At 64.9% G+C, this 13,473-nt stretch carries 12 protein-coding genes and 1 tRNA gene; all 13 read right to left on the bottom strand.

The genetic code is table 11. From position 1 onward, the window contains the following. Positions 1–3 precede the first annotated feature (3 nt). Positions 4–1,071, bottom strand: coding sequence for an NADH-quinone oxidoreductase subunit NuoH (gene nuoH / locus EX20_RS15765; RefSeq protein WP_011885530.1), 1,068 nt, complete (start codon positions 1,069–1,071; stop codon positions 4–6). Next, positions 1,072–3,402 carry an NADH-quinone oxidoreductase subunit NuoG gene (gene nuoG, locus EX20_RS15760; protein ID WP_034194070.1) on the bottom strand — a complete coding sequence of 777 codons (2,331 nt, stop codon included), beginning with the start codon at positions 3,400–3,402 and terminating at the stop codon, positions 1,072–1,074. It lies immediately after the preceding gene. 84 nt (positions 3,403–3,486) lie between these two features. Beyond that, the gene (nuoF, locus tag EX20_RS15755; protein WP_011885532.1) at positions 3,487–4,797 is read right to left on the bottom strand and encodes an NADH-quinone oxidoreductase subunit NuoF; all 1,311 of its coding nucleotides are present in this window, start codon (positions 4,795–4,797) and stop codon (positions 3,487–3,489) included. Further along, positions 4,794–5,279: an NADH-quinone oxidoreductase subunit NuoE gene (gene nuoE, locus EX20_RS15750; RefSeq protein ID WP_006478266.1), complete on the bottom strand. Its 486-nt coding sequence runs from the start codon at positions 5,277–5,279 to the stop codon at positions 4,794–4,796. The genes nuoF and nuoE overlap by 4 nt, the downstream gene beginning before the upstream one ends. Before the next feature lie 180 nt (positions 5,280–5,459). Then, complete coding sequence (locus tag EX20_RS15745; protein WP_011885533.1) at positions 5,460–6,713, bottom strand: NADH-quinone oxidoreductase subunit D; 1,254 nt, start codon at positions 6,711–6,713, stop codon at positions 5,460–5,462. 9 nt (positions 6,714–6,722) lie between these two features. Next, on the bottom strand, positions 6,723–7,325 hold the full coding sequence (locus EX20_RS15740) for an NADH-quinone oxidoreductase subunit C (protein WP_011885534.1): 603 nt from the start codon (positions 7,323–7,325) through the stop codon (positions 6,723–6,725). A gap of 21 nt (positions 7,326–7,346) precedes the next feature. Next, on the bottom strand, positions 7,347–7,826 hold the full coding sequence (locus EX20_RS15735; RefSeq protein WP_006398799.1) for a NuoB/complex I 20 kDa subunit family protein: 480 nt from the start codon (positions 7,824–7,826) through the stop codon (positions 7,347–7,349). 63 nt (positions 7,827–7,889) lie between these two features. After that, entirely contained in the window at positions 7,890–8,249 is a 360-nt protein-coding gene (locus EX20_RS15730; protein WP_011885535.1) for an NADH-quinone oxidoreductase subunit A, read from the bottom strand. 154 nt (positions 8,250–8,403) lie between these two features. After that, a tRNA-Leu gene (locus EX20_RS15725) sits at positions 8,404–8,488 on the bottom strand. 111 nt (positions 8,489–8,599) lie between these two features. Then, positions 8,600–8,974 (bottom strand): preprotein translocase subunit SecG, encoded by a 375-nt coding sequence (gene secG / locus EX20_RS15720; protein WP_034194069.1) that lies wholly within the window; start codon positions 8,972–8,974, stop codon positions 8,600–8,602. 72 nt (positions 8,975–9,046) lie between these two features. Next, positions 9,047–9,802, bottom strand: a complete 756-nt coding sequence (gene tpiA, locus EX20_RS15715) for a triose-phosphate isomerase (RefSeq protein ID WP_034194068.1) — start codon at positions 9,800–9,802, stop codon at positions 9,047–9,049. A 142-nt stretch (positions 9,803–9,944) separates the two neighbouring features. Beyond that, positions 9,945–10,964: an NAD(P)H-quinone oxidoreductase gene (locus EX20_RS15710; protein WP_011885538.1), complete on the bottom strand. Its 1,020-nt coding sequence runs from the start codon at positions 10,962–10,964 to the stop codon at positions 9,945–9,947. Between the two features lie 136 nt (positions 10,965–11,100). Further along, positions 11,101–13,248, bottom strand: a complete 2,148-nt coding sequence (gene pnp / locus EX20_RS15705; protein WP_011885539.1) for a polyribonucleotide nucleotidyltransferase — start codon at positions 13,246–13,248, stop codon at positions 11,101–11,103. Positions 13,249–13,473 lie beyond the last annotated feature (225 nt).

The following is a 13,473-nucleotide window of genomic DNA, read 5'->3' as shown; positions in this document are numbered from 1 at the left end:
TCTTTACTTCACCCAGATGTTCAGCGGCGACATCATCCAGAAGCCGACCACGACCACCCAGATCACCGTGACGGGCAGGAACACCTTCCAGCCCAGGCGCATGATCTGGTCGTAACGGTAGCGCGGGAACGTCGCACGCACCCAGATGAACACCGACAGCAGCGCGAATACCTTCAGCACCAGCCAGAAGATGCCCGGAATGAACGACAGGAATTCGAACGGCGCGTCCCAGCCGCCGAGGAACAGCGTCGCCGCCAGCGCCGAGATCACGATCATGTTGATGTACTCGGCGAGGAAGAACAGCGCGAACGCCATACCCGAGTAATCGATCATGTGACCCGCGACGATTTCCGACTCGCCTTCCACCACGTCGAACGGGTGACGGTTCGTTTCGGCGATGCCGGACACGAAGTAGACGACGAACGCCGGCAGCAGCGGCAGCCAGTTCCACGACAGGAAGTTCACGCCGTGGCCGGCGAAGAAGCCGTGCTGCTGCGAGCCGACGATTTCCGACAGGTTCAGGCTGCCGGCCGTCATCAGCACGAGCACCAGCGCGAAGCCCATCGAGATTTCGTACGAGACCATCTGCGCAGCGGCGCGCATCGCGCCGAGGAACGCGTACTTCGAGTTCGACGCCCAGCCGGCGAGAATCACCGCATACACGCCGATCGACGAGATCGCCATCGCGTACAGCAGGCCGGCGTTCACGTTCGCGAGCACCGCCTGGGCCTGGAACGGGATCACCGCCCACACCGCGAACGCAGGCACGACCGTCATGACCGGCGCGACCAGGTACAGCCAGCGGCTCGCTGCGCTCGGCTGAATCACTTCCTTCAGCAGCAGCTTCAGCACGTCGGCGATCGGCTGCAGCAGACCGGCGGGGCCGACGCGGTTCGGCCCGAGACGCACGTGCATCCAGCCGATCAGCTTGCGTTCCCACAGAATCAGGTACGCGACGCACAGCAGGATCACGACGGCGACGACGAGGATGCGCACGAGCGCCCACACCGTCGGCCACGCGACGCCGAGAAGCTGGGCTCCGCCCGCGTTGATCGTATCGAACAAGCTCATTTACGCCTTCTCCACCACCAGTTCACCGAACAGGCTGCCGAGCGCTGCGCCGGCAGGCGTCGCCGCCGACACGCGAACGACCGTCTCCGCAAGATTCGCGTCGCGCACGGCCGGCAACTGCACCGCACGCTCGCCTTGACGCACGCGCACCGCGTCGCCTTCCTTCAAGCCCAGCTTGTCGAACAGCCCGGCCGGCAGGCCGACGGTGTTCGCGGCCTTCGCGGCGGCCGTCAGGTGCAGCGCACCTGCGCGGCGCACGAGTGCGTCGGCGTGATAGATCGGCACGTCGGCGAGGCGCTCGAAGCCGCCGTTCGCGGCGCTGGCTGCGACACGTGCCGGCGCGACCGACGTGCGGTTCGACAGGCGGCTTGCGACACCTGCGTCGCCGAGCGCGGCGAGACGTACTTCTTCGGCCGTCTCGTATTCGAAGTTCGGCAGGCCGAGCAGGCTGCCCAGCACGCGCAGCACCTTCCAGCCGGGGCGCGTGTCGCCGAGTGCGCGCACGACGCCGTTGAAGCTCTGCACCGTGCCTTCGGCGTTCACGTACGTGCCGGCCGTTTCGGTGAACGGTGCGATCGGCAGCAGCACGTCGGCGTAATCGACGCCGTGCTTGAACGGCGACATCACGACGACCATTTCCGCCTGGTTCAGCGCGGCAAGCGCCTGCGCCGGATCGGCGGTGTCGAATTCCGGTTCGACGTTCAGCAGCACGTAGCCCTTGCGCGGCTGCGCGAACGCTTCGCGAGCGTTCAGGCCGCCTTCGCCCGGCAGTGCGCCAACCGCGTGCGCGCCGACCGTGTTCGCCGCTTCCGTCAGGAAGCCGAGCGTCGCGCCGGTGTTCTCGGCGATCCACTGTGCGAGCGCGTGCAGCTGCGCGAATTGCGGGTGACGCACGGCAACGTTGCCGAGCAGCACCGCGCGGCGTTCGCCGTTGGCGAGCGATTGCGCGACGGCCTGGGCGGCCGCCGACGCCGTGACGCCGGCGAGCGCATCGGGCAGCGCGACGCCGCGCAGTTGCGCGACCGCCGCGGCGATGCCGGCCAGTTCGTCGAGCCATGCTGACGGTGCGGCGACGATGCGCTGCGCGGTCGGGATCAGCGAGTCGTCGCCGGTTGCGTTCAGGAAGTGCAGCGTCGCGCCGTTCTTCGCGGCCTGACGCAGGCGTGCGGCGAACAGCGGGTGGTCGCGACGCAGCAACGAGCCGACGACCAACGCGGCACCGAGGTTCGACAGATCGGCGATCGGCATGCCGAGCCACGGCGCACCGGCGACCGGCGCCGAGAAATCCTGCTGGCGCAGACGGAAGTCGACGTTCGGCGTCTTCAGTTCATTGGCGAGCTGCTTCACGAGGAACAGCTCTTCGGCCGTGCTGTGCGCGCTCGCGAGCATCGCCAGCGCGTTCGCGCCGTGATCCGCGGCGATGCCCTTCAGGCCCTTCGCGACATATTCGAGTGCGGTCTGCCAGTCGGTTTCGATCCACTGGCCGCCCTGCTTCAGCATCGGCTTCGTCAGGCGCTCGGTGCTGTTGAGCGCTTCATACGAGAAGCGGTCCTTGTCCGAGATCCAGCATTCGTTGATCGTTTCGTTCTCGAACGGCAGCACGCGCATCACGCGGTTGTTCTTCACCTGCACGACGAGGTTCGCGCCGACGGAATCGTGCGGGCTCACCGACTTGCGGCGCGACAGTTCCCAGGTCCGGGCGCTGTAGCGGAACGGCTTGCTGGTCAGCGCGCCGACCGGGCACAGGTCGATCATGTTGCCCGACAGCTCGGAGTCGACCGTCTTGCCGACGAACGTCGTGATTTCCGAGTGCTCGCCGCGGCCCAGCATGCCGAACTCCATCACGCCGGCGATTTCCTGGCCGAAGCGGACGCAGCGCGTGCAGTGGATGCAGCGCGACATTTCTTCCATCGAGATCAGCGGGCCCACGTTCTTGTGGAACACCACGCGCTTTTCTTCCGAATAGCGCGACGACGACTTGCCGTAGCCGACCGCCAGATCCTGCAGCTGGCATTCGCCGCCCTGATCGCAGATCGGGCAGTCGAGCGGGTGGTTGATGAGGAGGAATTCCATCACCGACTGCTGCGCCTTCACGGCCTTGTCGGATTGCGTGTGCACGACCATGCCGGCCGACACGGGCGTCGCGCAGGCAGGCACGGCCTTCGGCATCTTCTCGACTTCGACGAGGCACATCCGGCAGTTGGCCGCAACCGACAGTTTCTTGTGATAGCAGAAGTGAGGAATGTACGTATCCGCCTTGTGCGCAGCCTGGATCACCATGCTGCCTTCGGGCACCTCGACCTTCTTGCCGTCTATTTCAAGTTCAACCATGATGGTGAATGGTCCTTAACCTATTTCCGCCCGTTCGCGCGTTCGCCCGACCGTGCGCTCAAATTCCGCAACCGGTACTTCGCTTCAGGCTGCCGCCGCGTGTGTGTGGCCGCCGACCATGCAGTGCTTGTGCTCGACGTGGTACGCGAATTCGTCCCAGTAGTGCTTGAGCATCCCGCGAACCGGCATCGCCGCCGCGTCGCCGAGCGCGCAGATCGTACGGCCCATGATGTTCTCCGCCACCGAGTTCAGCAGGTCCAGGTCTTCCTGGCGGCCCTCGCCGTGCTCGATGCGGTTCACGACGCGATACAGCCAGCCGGTGCCTTCGCGGCACGGCGTGCACTGGCCGCACGATTCCTCGTAATAGAAGTACGACAGGCGCAGCAGCGAACGCACCATGCAGCGCGTCTCGTCCATCACGATCACCGCGCCGGAGCCGAGCATCGAGCCCGCCTTCGCGATCGAATCGTAGTCGAGATCCGTCTGCATCATGATGTCGCCCGGAATCACCGGCGCCGACGAGCCGCCCGGAATCACGGCCTTAATCTTCTTGCCGCCGCGCATCCCGCCGGCGAGCTCCATCAGCGTCGCGAACGGCGTGCCGAGCGGCACCTCGTAGTTGCCCGGACGCTCGACGTCGCCCGACACCGAGAAGATCTTCGTGCCGCCGTTGTTCGGCTTGCCGATCTCGAGATAATTCTGCGGCCCGATGGACAGCAGGAACGGCACCGCGGCGAACGTCTCGGTGTTGTTGATCGTGGTCGGCTTGCCGTACACGCCGAAGCTCGCCGGGAACGGCGGCTTGAAGCGCGGCTGGCCCTTCTTGCCTTCGAGCGATTCGAGCAGCGCCGTTTCCTCGCCGCAGATGTACGCGCCGTAACCGTGGTGCGCGTGCAGCTGGAACGAGAATTCCGAGCCCATGATGTTGTCGCCGAGGAAGCCGGCGGCGCGCGCCTCGTCCAGGGCAGCCTCGAAGCGTCGATAGACTTCGAAGATTTCGCCGTGGATGTAGTTGTAGCCGACGGTGATGCCCATCGCGTATGCGCCGATGGCCATCCCTTCGATCAGTGCGTGCGGGTTCCAGCGCAGGATGTCGCGATCCTTGAACGTGCCCGGTTCGCCTTCGTCCGAGTTGCAGACGAGGTACTTCTGCCCCGGGAACTGGCGCGGCATGAAGCTCCATTTGAGGCCGGTCGGGAAGCCCGCACCGCCACGGCCGCGCAGGCCCGACGCCTTCACGTCGGCGATCACCTGCTCCGGCGGAATCTTCTCTTCGAGAATGCGACGCAGCTGCTTGTAGCCGCCGCGCGCGACGTAATCTTCGAGATGCCAGTTCTCGCCGTTAAGGCCTGCGAGGATCAGCGGTTTGATGTGACGGTCGTGAAGGGACGTCATTTCGAAAGCTCCTCAAGCAGCTGGTCGATCTTCTCGCGGCTCATGAAGCTGCACATTCTGTGATTGTTCACCAGCAGCACCGGCGCATCGCCGCACGAGCCCATGCATTCGCCTTCTTTCAGCGTGAACTTGCCGTCAGGCGTGGTCTCGCCGAAGCCGATGCCCAGCTTCTGTTTCAGGTAGTCGGCCGTCGCCTCGGCGCCGCCGTGCGGGCCAAGCTGACACGGCAGGTTCGTACAGAGCGTGATCTTGTGCTTGCCGACCGGTTTGAGCTCGTACATCGTGTAGAACGTCGCGACTTCCTGCACGGCAACGGCCGGCATGCCGAGATAGTCCGCGACGAACTGCATCAGTTCGGGCGACAGCCAGCCGTGCTCTTCCTGAGCGACGGCCAACGCCGACATCACGGCGGACTGTTTCTGATCGGCGGGATACTTCGTCAACGCTCGATCGATTTCTTTCAGGCCTTCAGCTGAGATCATTTTCAGACACGACTCTTTCAATTCCTACCGAACGAACAACCTGCCGCACTGCTGTGCATGGACGGCAGACCTGGCGCTCACTGTTGACAGCTTGCGAAGCCGCGCCGGTTCAGCGCATGCAGCATCAGACTTCGCGTGTGACTTACTGCTCGCCGCCCGCTCGCGCGGGCGGCGCAACCATTAGCGATCGATCTCGCCGAACACGATGTCCTGCGTACCGATGATCGTGACGGCGTCGGCAATCATGTGGCCGCGCGCCATTTCGTCGAGCGACGCGAGATGCGCGAAGCCCGGTGCGCGGATCTTGAGGCGATACGGCTTGTTGGCACCGTCCGACACGAGATAGATGCCGAACTCGCCCTTCGGATGCTCGACTGCCGCGTACGCTTCGCCTTCCGGCACGTGAAAACCTTCGGTGAAGAGCTTGAAGTGGTGAATCAAGTCTTCCATGTTGGTCTTCATGCCGACGCGCGACGGCGGCGCAACCTTGTGATTGTCGGTCATCACCGGCCCCTGATTCTTGCGGAGCCACTCAATACACTGTTTCGCGATACGGACCGACTGACGCATTTCTTCGACACGCACCAGATAGCGGTCGTAGCAATCGCCGTTCACGCCGACCGGCACGTCGAAATCCATGCGATCGTACACTTCGTACGGTTGCTTCTTGCGCAGGTCCCACGCGATCCCCGAGCCGCGCAGCATCGGGCCGGTGAGGCCCATCTGCAACGCACGTTCCGGGCTCACGACGCCGATCCCGACCAGACGCTGTTTCCAGATCCGGTTGTCGGTCAGCAGGGTTTCGTATTCGTCGATGCACTTCGGGAAGCGCGTGAAGAAGTCGTCGATGAAGTCGAGCACCGAGCCGCTGCGCGCTTCGTTCATCTTCGCGAGCGCCTTCTCGTTGCGGATCTTCGACGCCTTGAATTGCGGCATCGCATCCGGCAGGTCGCGATAGACGCCGCCCGGACGGTAATACGCCGCGTGCATCCGTGCGCCGGACACCGCTTCGTACACGTCCATCAGGTCTTCGCGCTCGCGGAACGCGTACAGGAACACGGCCATTGCGCCGACGTCGAGCGCGTGCGCGCCGATCCACATCAGGTGGTTCAGCACGCGCGTGATCTCGTCGAACAGCACACGGATGTACTGCGCGCGCTCCGGCACGTCGATGCCGAGCAGACGCTCGATCGCGAGCACATAGCCGTGCTCGTTGACCATCATCGACACGTAGTCGAGACGGTCCATGTACGGCACGGACTGGATGAAGGTCTTGTTTTCCGCGAGCTTTTCGGTCGCGCGGTGCAGCAGGCCGATGTGCGGATCGGCACGCTGGATGACTTCGCCGTCGAGCTCGAGCACGAGGCGCAGCACGCCGTGCGCTGCCGGGTGCTGCGGGCCGAAGTTGAGCGTGTAGTTCTTGATTTCTGCCATGACGCCCCCTTAATGTTTCAGACCGCCATAGCGATCCTCGCGGATCACGCGCGGCGTGATTTCGCGCGGCTCGATCGTCACCGGCTGGTAGACGACCCGCTTCTCTTCCGGGTCGTAGCGCATTTCGACGTAGCCCGACACCGGGAAGTCCTTGCGGAACGGGTGGCCGATGAAGCCGTAGTCGGTGAGGAGGCGGCGCAGGTCGGGGTGCCCTTCGAACACGAGGCCGTACAGGTCGAACGCTTCGCGCTCGTACCAGTTCGAGGAAGACCAGGTGTCGACGAGCGACGGCACGATCGGCAGATCGTCGTCCGGCGCGAACACGCGCAGGCGCAGGCGCCAGTTGTTCGTGACCGACAGCAGCTGCGACACGGCCGCAAAACGCGGGCCGTCGTACGCGCCGTCGCCGTACGTCTGGTAGTCGATGCCGCAGAGGTCGATCAACTGCTCGAAACGGAGCTTCGGATCGTCGCGCAGCGTCTTTGCGACTTCGAGGTAATCGCTCGCCTTCACGACGAGCGTCAGTTCACCGATTGCTTCGGTGAGGCTCACCACGCGCGCGCCGAGCGCGGCTTCGAGGTTTGCCTTGAGAGTCTCGATTTTGCTTGCCATATTGAGGGGACGCTCGGGCCTTTATTGACGGGCGATGGTATTGGTGCGGCGGATCTTCGCCTGCAGTTGGATCACGCCGTAGACCAGCGCCTCGGCCGTGGGCGGGCAGCCCGGCACGTAGACGTCGACGGGCACGATCCGGTCGCAGCCGCGCACCACCGAGTACGAGTAGTGGTAGTAACCGCCACCGTTCGCGCACGATCCCATCGAGATCACCCAGCGCGGCTCGGCCATCTGGTCGTACACGCGACGCAGTGCCGGCGCCATCTTGTTGCAGAGCGTGCCGGCGACGATCATCACGTCGGACTGGCGCGGACTCGGGCGGAACACGACCCCGAACCGGTCCAGGTCGTAGCGCGCCGCGCCCGCATGCATCATCTCGACGGCGCAACACGCGAGCCCGAACGTCATCGGCCACAACGAGCCGGTGCGCGTCCAGTTGATCAGCTTGTCAGCCGTCGTGGTGACAAACCCTTCCTTCAAGACCCCTTCGATACTCATTTGCTTTCCACTCCAGACGAGCGACCCAGCGTGGTCGCCCATGCAAACCGGCGATTAAACCCATCACTCCCAGTCGAGCCCGCCTTTCTTCCAGATATAGGCAAAGCCCAGCAGGAATTCGAGCAGAAAAATCATCATTGCGCTGAAACCCGGCCAGCCGATGTCCCGGAGCGCGACGCCCCACGGAAACAGGAATGCGGTTTCGAGATCGAAGATGATGAACAGGATGGCGACGAGGTAGTACCGGACGTCGAACTTCATCCGGGCGTCTTCAAAGGCTTCAAAGCCGCACTCGTACGGTGCGTTCTTGTCGACGTCCGGCTTGTTGGGCCCAAGGAGCTTGCCGATACTGACCAGCGCTATACCTAAACCAGTGCCCACGAGGAGGAACAACAAGACGGGGTAATAGGCTGCGAGGTTCAAGGCAATCCTCTATCGGTTGGTTCTGAGCGTCCGGAGAATACCACTTCCGGCGGAAGGAATCATTTCGGAGTACGCGCGATTCCAAGACAATCGCAAGACACACCCCACAAATGAAAAATGCCAGCCACTAGAAGCGGCTGGCATTGAGTAACTTTGGTGCCGACGGCGAGACTCGAACTCGCACAGCTTTCGCCACTACCCCCTCAAGATAGCGTGTCTACCAATTTCACCACGTCGGCACTGCATGCAACTCGGGTCGTACTGCACGTTTCCCGCGAATCGCTTCAAGAATTAAATTCTAACCCGAGTTCCCGGTTTGTTCAACGCACAACGGCAAAAATTTTAACTTTTTATTTCGGCACGTCCTGGCCCGGGGCGCTTGCCGCCGACGCGGCGGAACCCACTGCGGCAGAGGCTGCGACGACCGGCGCCGAGGCCGCCGGCGCGGTCGCGGTCGCGCCCAGTACGCCTGCCGACGGCGTCGCCTTGTACGAACCGAGGTACGTCAATGCGAGCGTCGCGATGAAGAAAACCGTAGCCAGCACGGCCGTCGTGCGCGACAGGAAGTTCGCCGAGCCGGTCGCGCCGAACAGGCTGCCCGACGCGCCGCTGCCGAATGCGGCGCCCATGTCGGCACCCTTGCCGTGCTGCAGCAGCACGAGCCCGATCACGCCCAGCGCGGACAGCACCTGCACCACAATAATCAGCGTTTTGAATAACAGCATCACACCCACCCGGTTGGATCTGGCGACCGGACCACCCGGCCGCCATCATGGTTCAATTCGATCGCGGACCGCTCAACGCGCAGCCCGGCAGATCGCCAGAAAATCTTCAGCCTTCAGCGACGCGCCGCCGATCAGGCCGCCGTCGATGTCCGGCTGCGCGAACAGTTCTTCCGCGTTGTCCGGCTTGACGCTGCCGCCGTACAGCACCGACACGTGCGCCGCACCCTTCGCCGCGAGACGCGCACGCAGGAACGCGTGAACCTCCTGCGCCTGCGCCGACGTCGCGCTCTTGCCGGTGCCGATCGCCCAGACCGGCTCGTACGCGACGACGATGCGCGCCGCCTCGTCGGCCGTCAGCGCGGCCAGCACGGCGTCGAGCTGCGCACCGACGACCTGCTCCGTCGTGCCCGCTTCGCGCTCGTCGAGCGTTTCGCCGACGCACACGACCGGCGTGAGGCCCGCCGCGAGCGAGCGCTGCGCTTTCGCGGCGACGGTCTCGTTGCGCTCGCCGTGATACGCGCGACGCTCCGAGTGACCGACGATCGCATACTGCGCGCCGAATTCCGCGACCATCGCGGCCGCCACTTCGCCGGTGTACGCGCCCTGCTCGTGCGCCGACACGTCCTGTGCGCCGAACGCCACCCGGCTGCCGCCGAGCACCGCCTGAACCTGCGCGAGATAGGGGAACGGCACGCATACGCCGATCGACGTGCCGGCCGCCACTGCGTCCGCGCCCTGCACCACTTCGTTCAGCAGCGCCTGGTTGCCGGCCAGCCGGCCGTGCATCTTCCAGTTGCCGATCACTCGCTTTGTTCGTTGTTTCGACATCGTGTCCGTCTCGTCACTATCTTGTCATTAACGTGCCGAAAAACCGGCCGTCAGGTTGGATTCTGGCGAAGCAAACCCGCGATTTTACTGCGCCCGGCTTGAACCGGTCAAACCGCCGATGTCAAGCCCGGCCGCACGACCGTCACGCGATCGCGCCCCAATCCAGCACGATCTTGCCGATGTGCTCGCCGCTTTCCATCAGCGCGTGCGCCTGGGCGGCGTCGCCGGCAGGCAGCACGCGGTAGATGACCGGCTTGATGCGGCCGTCCGCGAGCAGCGGCCACACGCGCGCCTTCAGCTGGGCGGCGATGCGCGCCTTGAACTCGACCGGACGCGGACGCAGCGTCGAGCCCGTCACCGTCAGGCGGCGGCGCAGGATCTCGCCCAGGTTGATCTCGGCCTTCGCGCCGCCGAGCAGCGCGATCAGCACGATCCGGCCGCCGTCCGCGAGCGCGGAGAGTTCGCGCGGCAGGTACGCCGCGCCGACCATGTCGAGGATCACGTCGACGCCGCGGTCGTGCGTCAGCGACTTGACGACCTCGACGAAATCCTCGGTCTTGTAGTTGATCGCACGCTCGGCGCCGAGCGCCTCGCATGCCCGGCATTTGTCCGCCGTGCCGGCCGTCGCGAACACGCGGAAACCGAGCGCATGCGCGATCTGGATGGCCGTCACGCCGATCCCGCTCGAGCCGCCCTGCACCAGCAGCGTTTCCTGCTCGCCGCCCTCGCCCGCGCCGAGCAGCGCACGGTCGAACACGTTGCTCCACACCGTGAAGAACGTTTCGGGTAACGACGCAGCTTCGATGTCGGTCAGGCCGCCGGGCACCGGCAGGCATTGCGGCAGCGGCGCGACCGCATATTCGGCGTAGCCGCCGCCGGCGAGCAGCGCGCAGACGCGGTCGCCCAGCTTCAGCCCGAACGGGTTCAGCGCCGGATCGGACAGGTCGCCGCCGACGATCTCGCCCGCGACCTCGAGGCCCGGCAGGTCCGACGCACCGGGCGGCGGCGCATACGCGCCCTTGCGCTGGAACACGTCGGGCCGGTTCACGCCCGAAGCCGCCACCTTGATCAGCACCTCGCCGCGCGCCGGTTCGGGGCGCACGCGCTCCGTCAGCTTCAACACGTCGGGGGCACCGAATTCGGTGATTTCAATGGCTTTCATGGTGATGGCTCCAGGCTCGGAATCGGATGGCGAATGAGGCGCCCGCGCGCGGCGCGGATGCTGCGCCGCACAACGATGCTACAGAAAAAACGGCCGGCGCGCTCTCGCGCTGCCGGCCGTTCTCACGCGGGTCCGCTTACTGCTGCGGCGGCGTGTCCGACTGCGACGCGGCAGCCGCTTCGTTCAGCAGCGCCTTCGCCGACAGGCGCACGCGACCCTTCTCATCCGTCTGGATCACCTTGACCTTAACCTGCTGACCTTCCTTCAGGTAGTCGTTGATGTCCTTCACGCGCTCGTTGACGATTTCCGAGATGTGCAGCAGGCCATCCTTGCCCGGCAGCAGGTTCACGATCGCGCCGAAATCGAGCAGCTTGAGCACCGTGCCTTCGTACACCTGGCCGACTTCGATCTCGGCCGTGATGTTCTCGATGCGCTTCTTCGCTTCGGCCATGCCTTCGCTGCTCGTGCTCGCGATCGTCACGACGCCGTCGTCCGAAATGTCGATCGTCGTGCCGGTTTCTTCGGTCAGCGCGCGGATCACCGAACCGCCCTTGCCGATCACGTCGCGGATCTTTTCCGGGTTGATCTTGATCGTGATCATGCGCGGCGCGAACTCGGACAGTTGCGTGTTCGCACCCGACACTGCCGACGTCATCTTGCCGAGGATGTGCATGCGACCTTCCTTCGCCTGCGCGAGCGCGACCTGCATGATTTCCTTCGTGATGCCCTGGATCTTGATGTCCATCTGCAGCGCGGTCACGCCGTGCTCGGTGCCGGCCACCTTGAAGTCCATGTCGCCGAGGTGATCTTCGTCGCCGAGGATGTCGGTCAACACCGCGAACTTGTTGCCCTCGAGGATCAGGCCCATCGCGATACCGGCGACGTGCGCCTTCATCGGCACGCCGGCGTCCATCAGCGCGAGGCAGCCGCCGCACACCGACGCCATCGACGACGAACCGTTCGATTCGGTGATTTCCGACACGACGCGGATCGAGTAGCCGAATTCGTCGGCGCTCGGCAGGCACTTGACCAGCGCGCGCTTCGCGAGACGGCCGTGGCCGATTTCACGACGCTTCGGCGAGCCGACGCGGCCCGTTTCGCCCGTCGCGAACGGCGGCATGTTGTAGTGGAGCATGAAGCGCTCGCGGTATTCACCTTCGAGCGCGTCGATGATCTGCTCGTCGCCCTTCGTGCCGAGCGTCGCGACGACGAGCGCCTGCGTCTCGCCACGCGTGAACAGCGCCGAACCGTGGGTGCGCGGCAGCACGCCGGTGCGGATCTCGATCGGACGCACGGTGCGCGTGTCGCGACCGTCGATGCGCGGCTCGCCGTTCAGGATCTGCGAGCGGACGATCTTCGCTTCGATGTCGAACAGGATGTTGCCGACGGTGGCCTTGTCGGCCGCGACCGTGCCGGCCGCCAGCGCGTCTTCTTCGAGCTTCGCCGAGGTCGCCGCGTAGACTTCCTTCAGCTTCGTCGAGCGCGCCTGCTTGTCGCGCAGCTGGTAAGCGGCGAGCAGATCGCCGTGCGCCAGTTCCGTCACGCGCGCGATCAGCGCTTCGTTCTTCGGGGCCGGCTGCCAGTCCCACTCCGGCTTGCCGCCTTCGCGCACGAGCTCGTGGATCGCGTCGATCGCGATCTGCATCTGTTCGTGGCCGAACACGACCGCGCCCAGCATCACGTCTTCCGGCAGTTGATCCGCTTCCGATTCGACCATCAGCACCGCGCGCTCCGTACCGGCGACGACGAGGTCGAGGCTCGATGCCTTGATCTGGTCACGCGTCGGGTTCAGCACGTAGGCGTTGTCGATGTACGCGACGCGCGCGGCACCGACAGGGCCGTTGAACGGCAGGCCCGACACGGCCAGCGCGGCCGACGCGCCGATCAGCGCGGGAATGTCGGCCGGGATGTCCGGGTTCACGGACAGCACGTGGATCACGACCTGCACTTCGTTGTAGAAGCCTTCCGGGAACAGCGGGCGCAGCGGACGATCGATCAGGCGCGACGTCAGCGTCTCATGCTCCGACGGGCGGCCTTCGCGACGGAAGAAGCCGCCGGGGATCTTGCCGGCCGAGTAGGTCTTTTCGAGGTAGTCGACGGTCAGCGGGAAGAAATCCTGACCCGGCTTCGCCGACTTCGCGCCGACGACGGTTGCCAGCACGACGGTGTCTTCCACGTCGACGATCACGGCACCGCTCGCCTGACGGGCGACTTCACCGGTTTCGAGGCGCACCTTGTGCTGGCCCCACTGGAATTCCTTCACGACCTTGTTGAACATGGACATGGTTGCTCCTTTGAACTCATTCGTTTCATTCGCCGCGTGGGCCATCCCGCGCGGCGGCGTCCCGACCGAATCATCCGGAGCAAGGTGTGTTTTTTATGCCATTCCAGCGCGACGCTCGTCGAGCGGCGCGCTGGAATGACACAAATCCCGACCCCGGTATCAGCCGTTCCGGCAGCCCGGCCGCGATGTACCGGACTACCTGCGATGCGTGTGACGCTACGCACC

Source organism: Burkholderia sp. WP42, from assembly GCF_000745665.1.
Taxonomy (GTDB): Bacteria; Pseudomonadota; Gammaproteobacteria; order Burkholderiales; family Burkholderiaceae; genus Burkholderia; species Burkholderia vietnamiensis.
Note: the sequence above shows the minus strand (reverse complement) of the source record. Positions and strands in the feature narration are given on the sequence as shown.

Excerpts from the sequence above, each read along its gene's own strand:
- secG (WP_034194069.1), bottom strand. The coding sequence starts at position 8,974 with ATGCTGTTATTCAAAACGCTGATTATTGTGGTGCAGGTGCTGTCCGCG.
- EX20_RS15745 (WP_011885533.1), bottom strand. The coding sequence starts at position 6,713 with ATGGCAGAAATCAAGAACTACACGCTCAACTTCGGCCCGCAGCACCCG.
- pnp (WP_011885539.1), bottom strand. The coding sequence starts at position 13,248 with ATGTCCATGTTCAACAAGGTCGTGAAGGAATTCCAGTGGGGCCAGCAC.
- nuoH (WP_011885530.1), bottom strand. The coding sequence starts at position 1,071 with ATGAGCTTGTTCGATACGATCAACGCGGGCGGAGCCCAGCTTCTCGGC.
- EX20_RS15735 (WP_006398799.1), bottom strand. The coding sequence starts at position 7,826 with ATGAGTATCGAAGGGGTCTTGAAGGAAGGGTTTGTCACCACGACGGCT.
- nuoG (WP_034194070.1), bottom strand. The coding sequence starts at position 3,402 with ATGGTTGAACTTGAAATAGACGGCAAGAAGGTCGAGGTGCCCGAAGGC.
- tpiA (WP_034194068.1), bottom strand. The coding sequence starts at position 9,802 with ATGTCGAAACAACGAACAAAGCGAGTGATCGGCAACTGGAAGATGCAC.
- nuoF (WP_011885532.1), bottom strand. The coding sequence starts at position 4,797 with ATGACGTCCCTTCACGACCGTCACATCAAACCGCTGATCCTCGCAGGC.
- EX20_RS15710 (WP_011885538.1), bottom strand. The coding sequence starts at position 10,964 with ATGAAAGCCATTGAAATCACCGAATTCGGTGCCCCCGACGTGTTGAAG.
- EX20_RS15740 (WP_011885534.1), bottom strand. The coding sequence starts at position 7,325 with ATGGCAAGCAAAATCGAGACTCTCAAGGCAAACCTCGAAGCCGCGCTC.
- nuoE (WP_006478266.1), bottom strand. The coding sequence starts at position 5,279 with ATGATCTCAGCTGAAGGCCTGAAAGAAATCGATCGAGCGTTGACGAAG.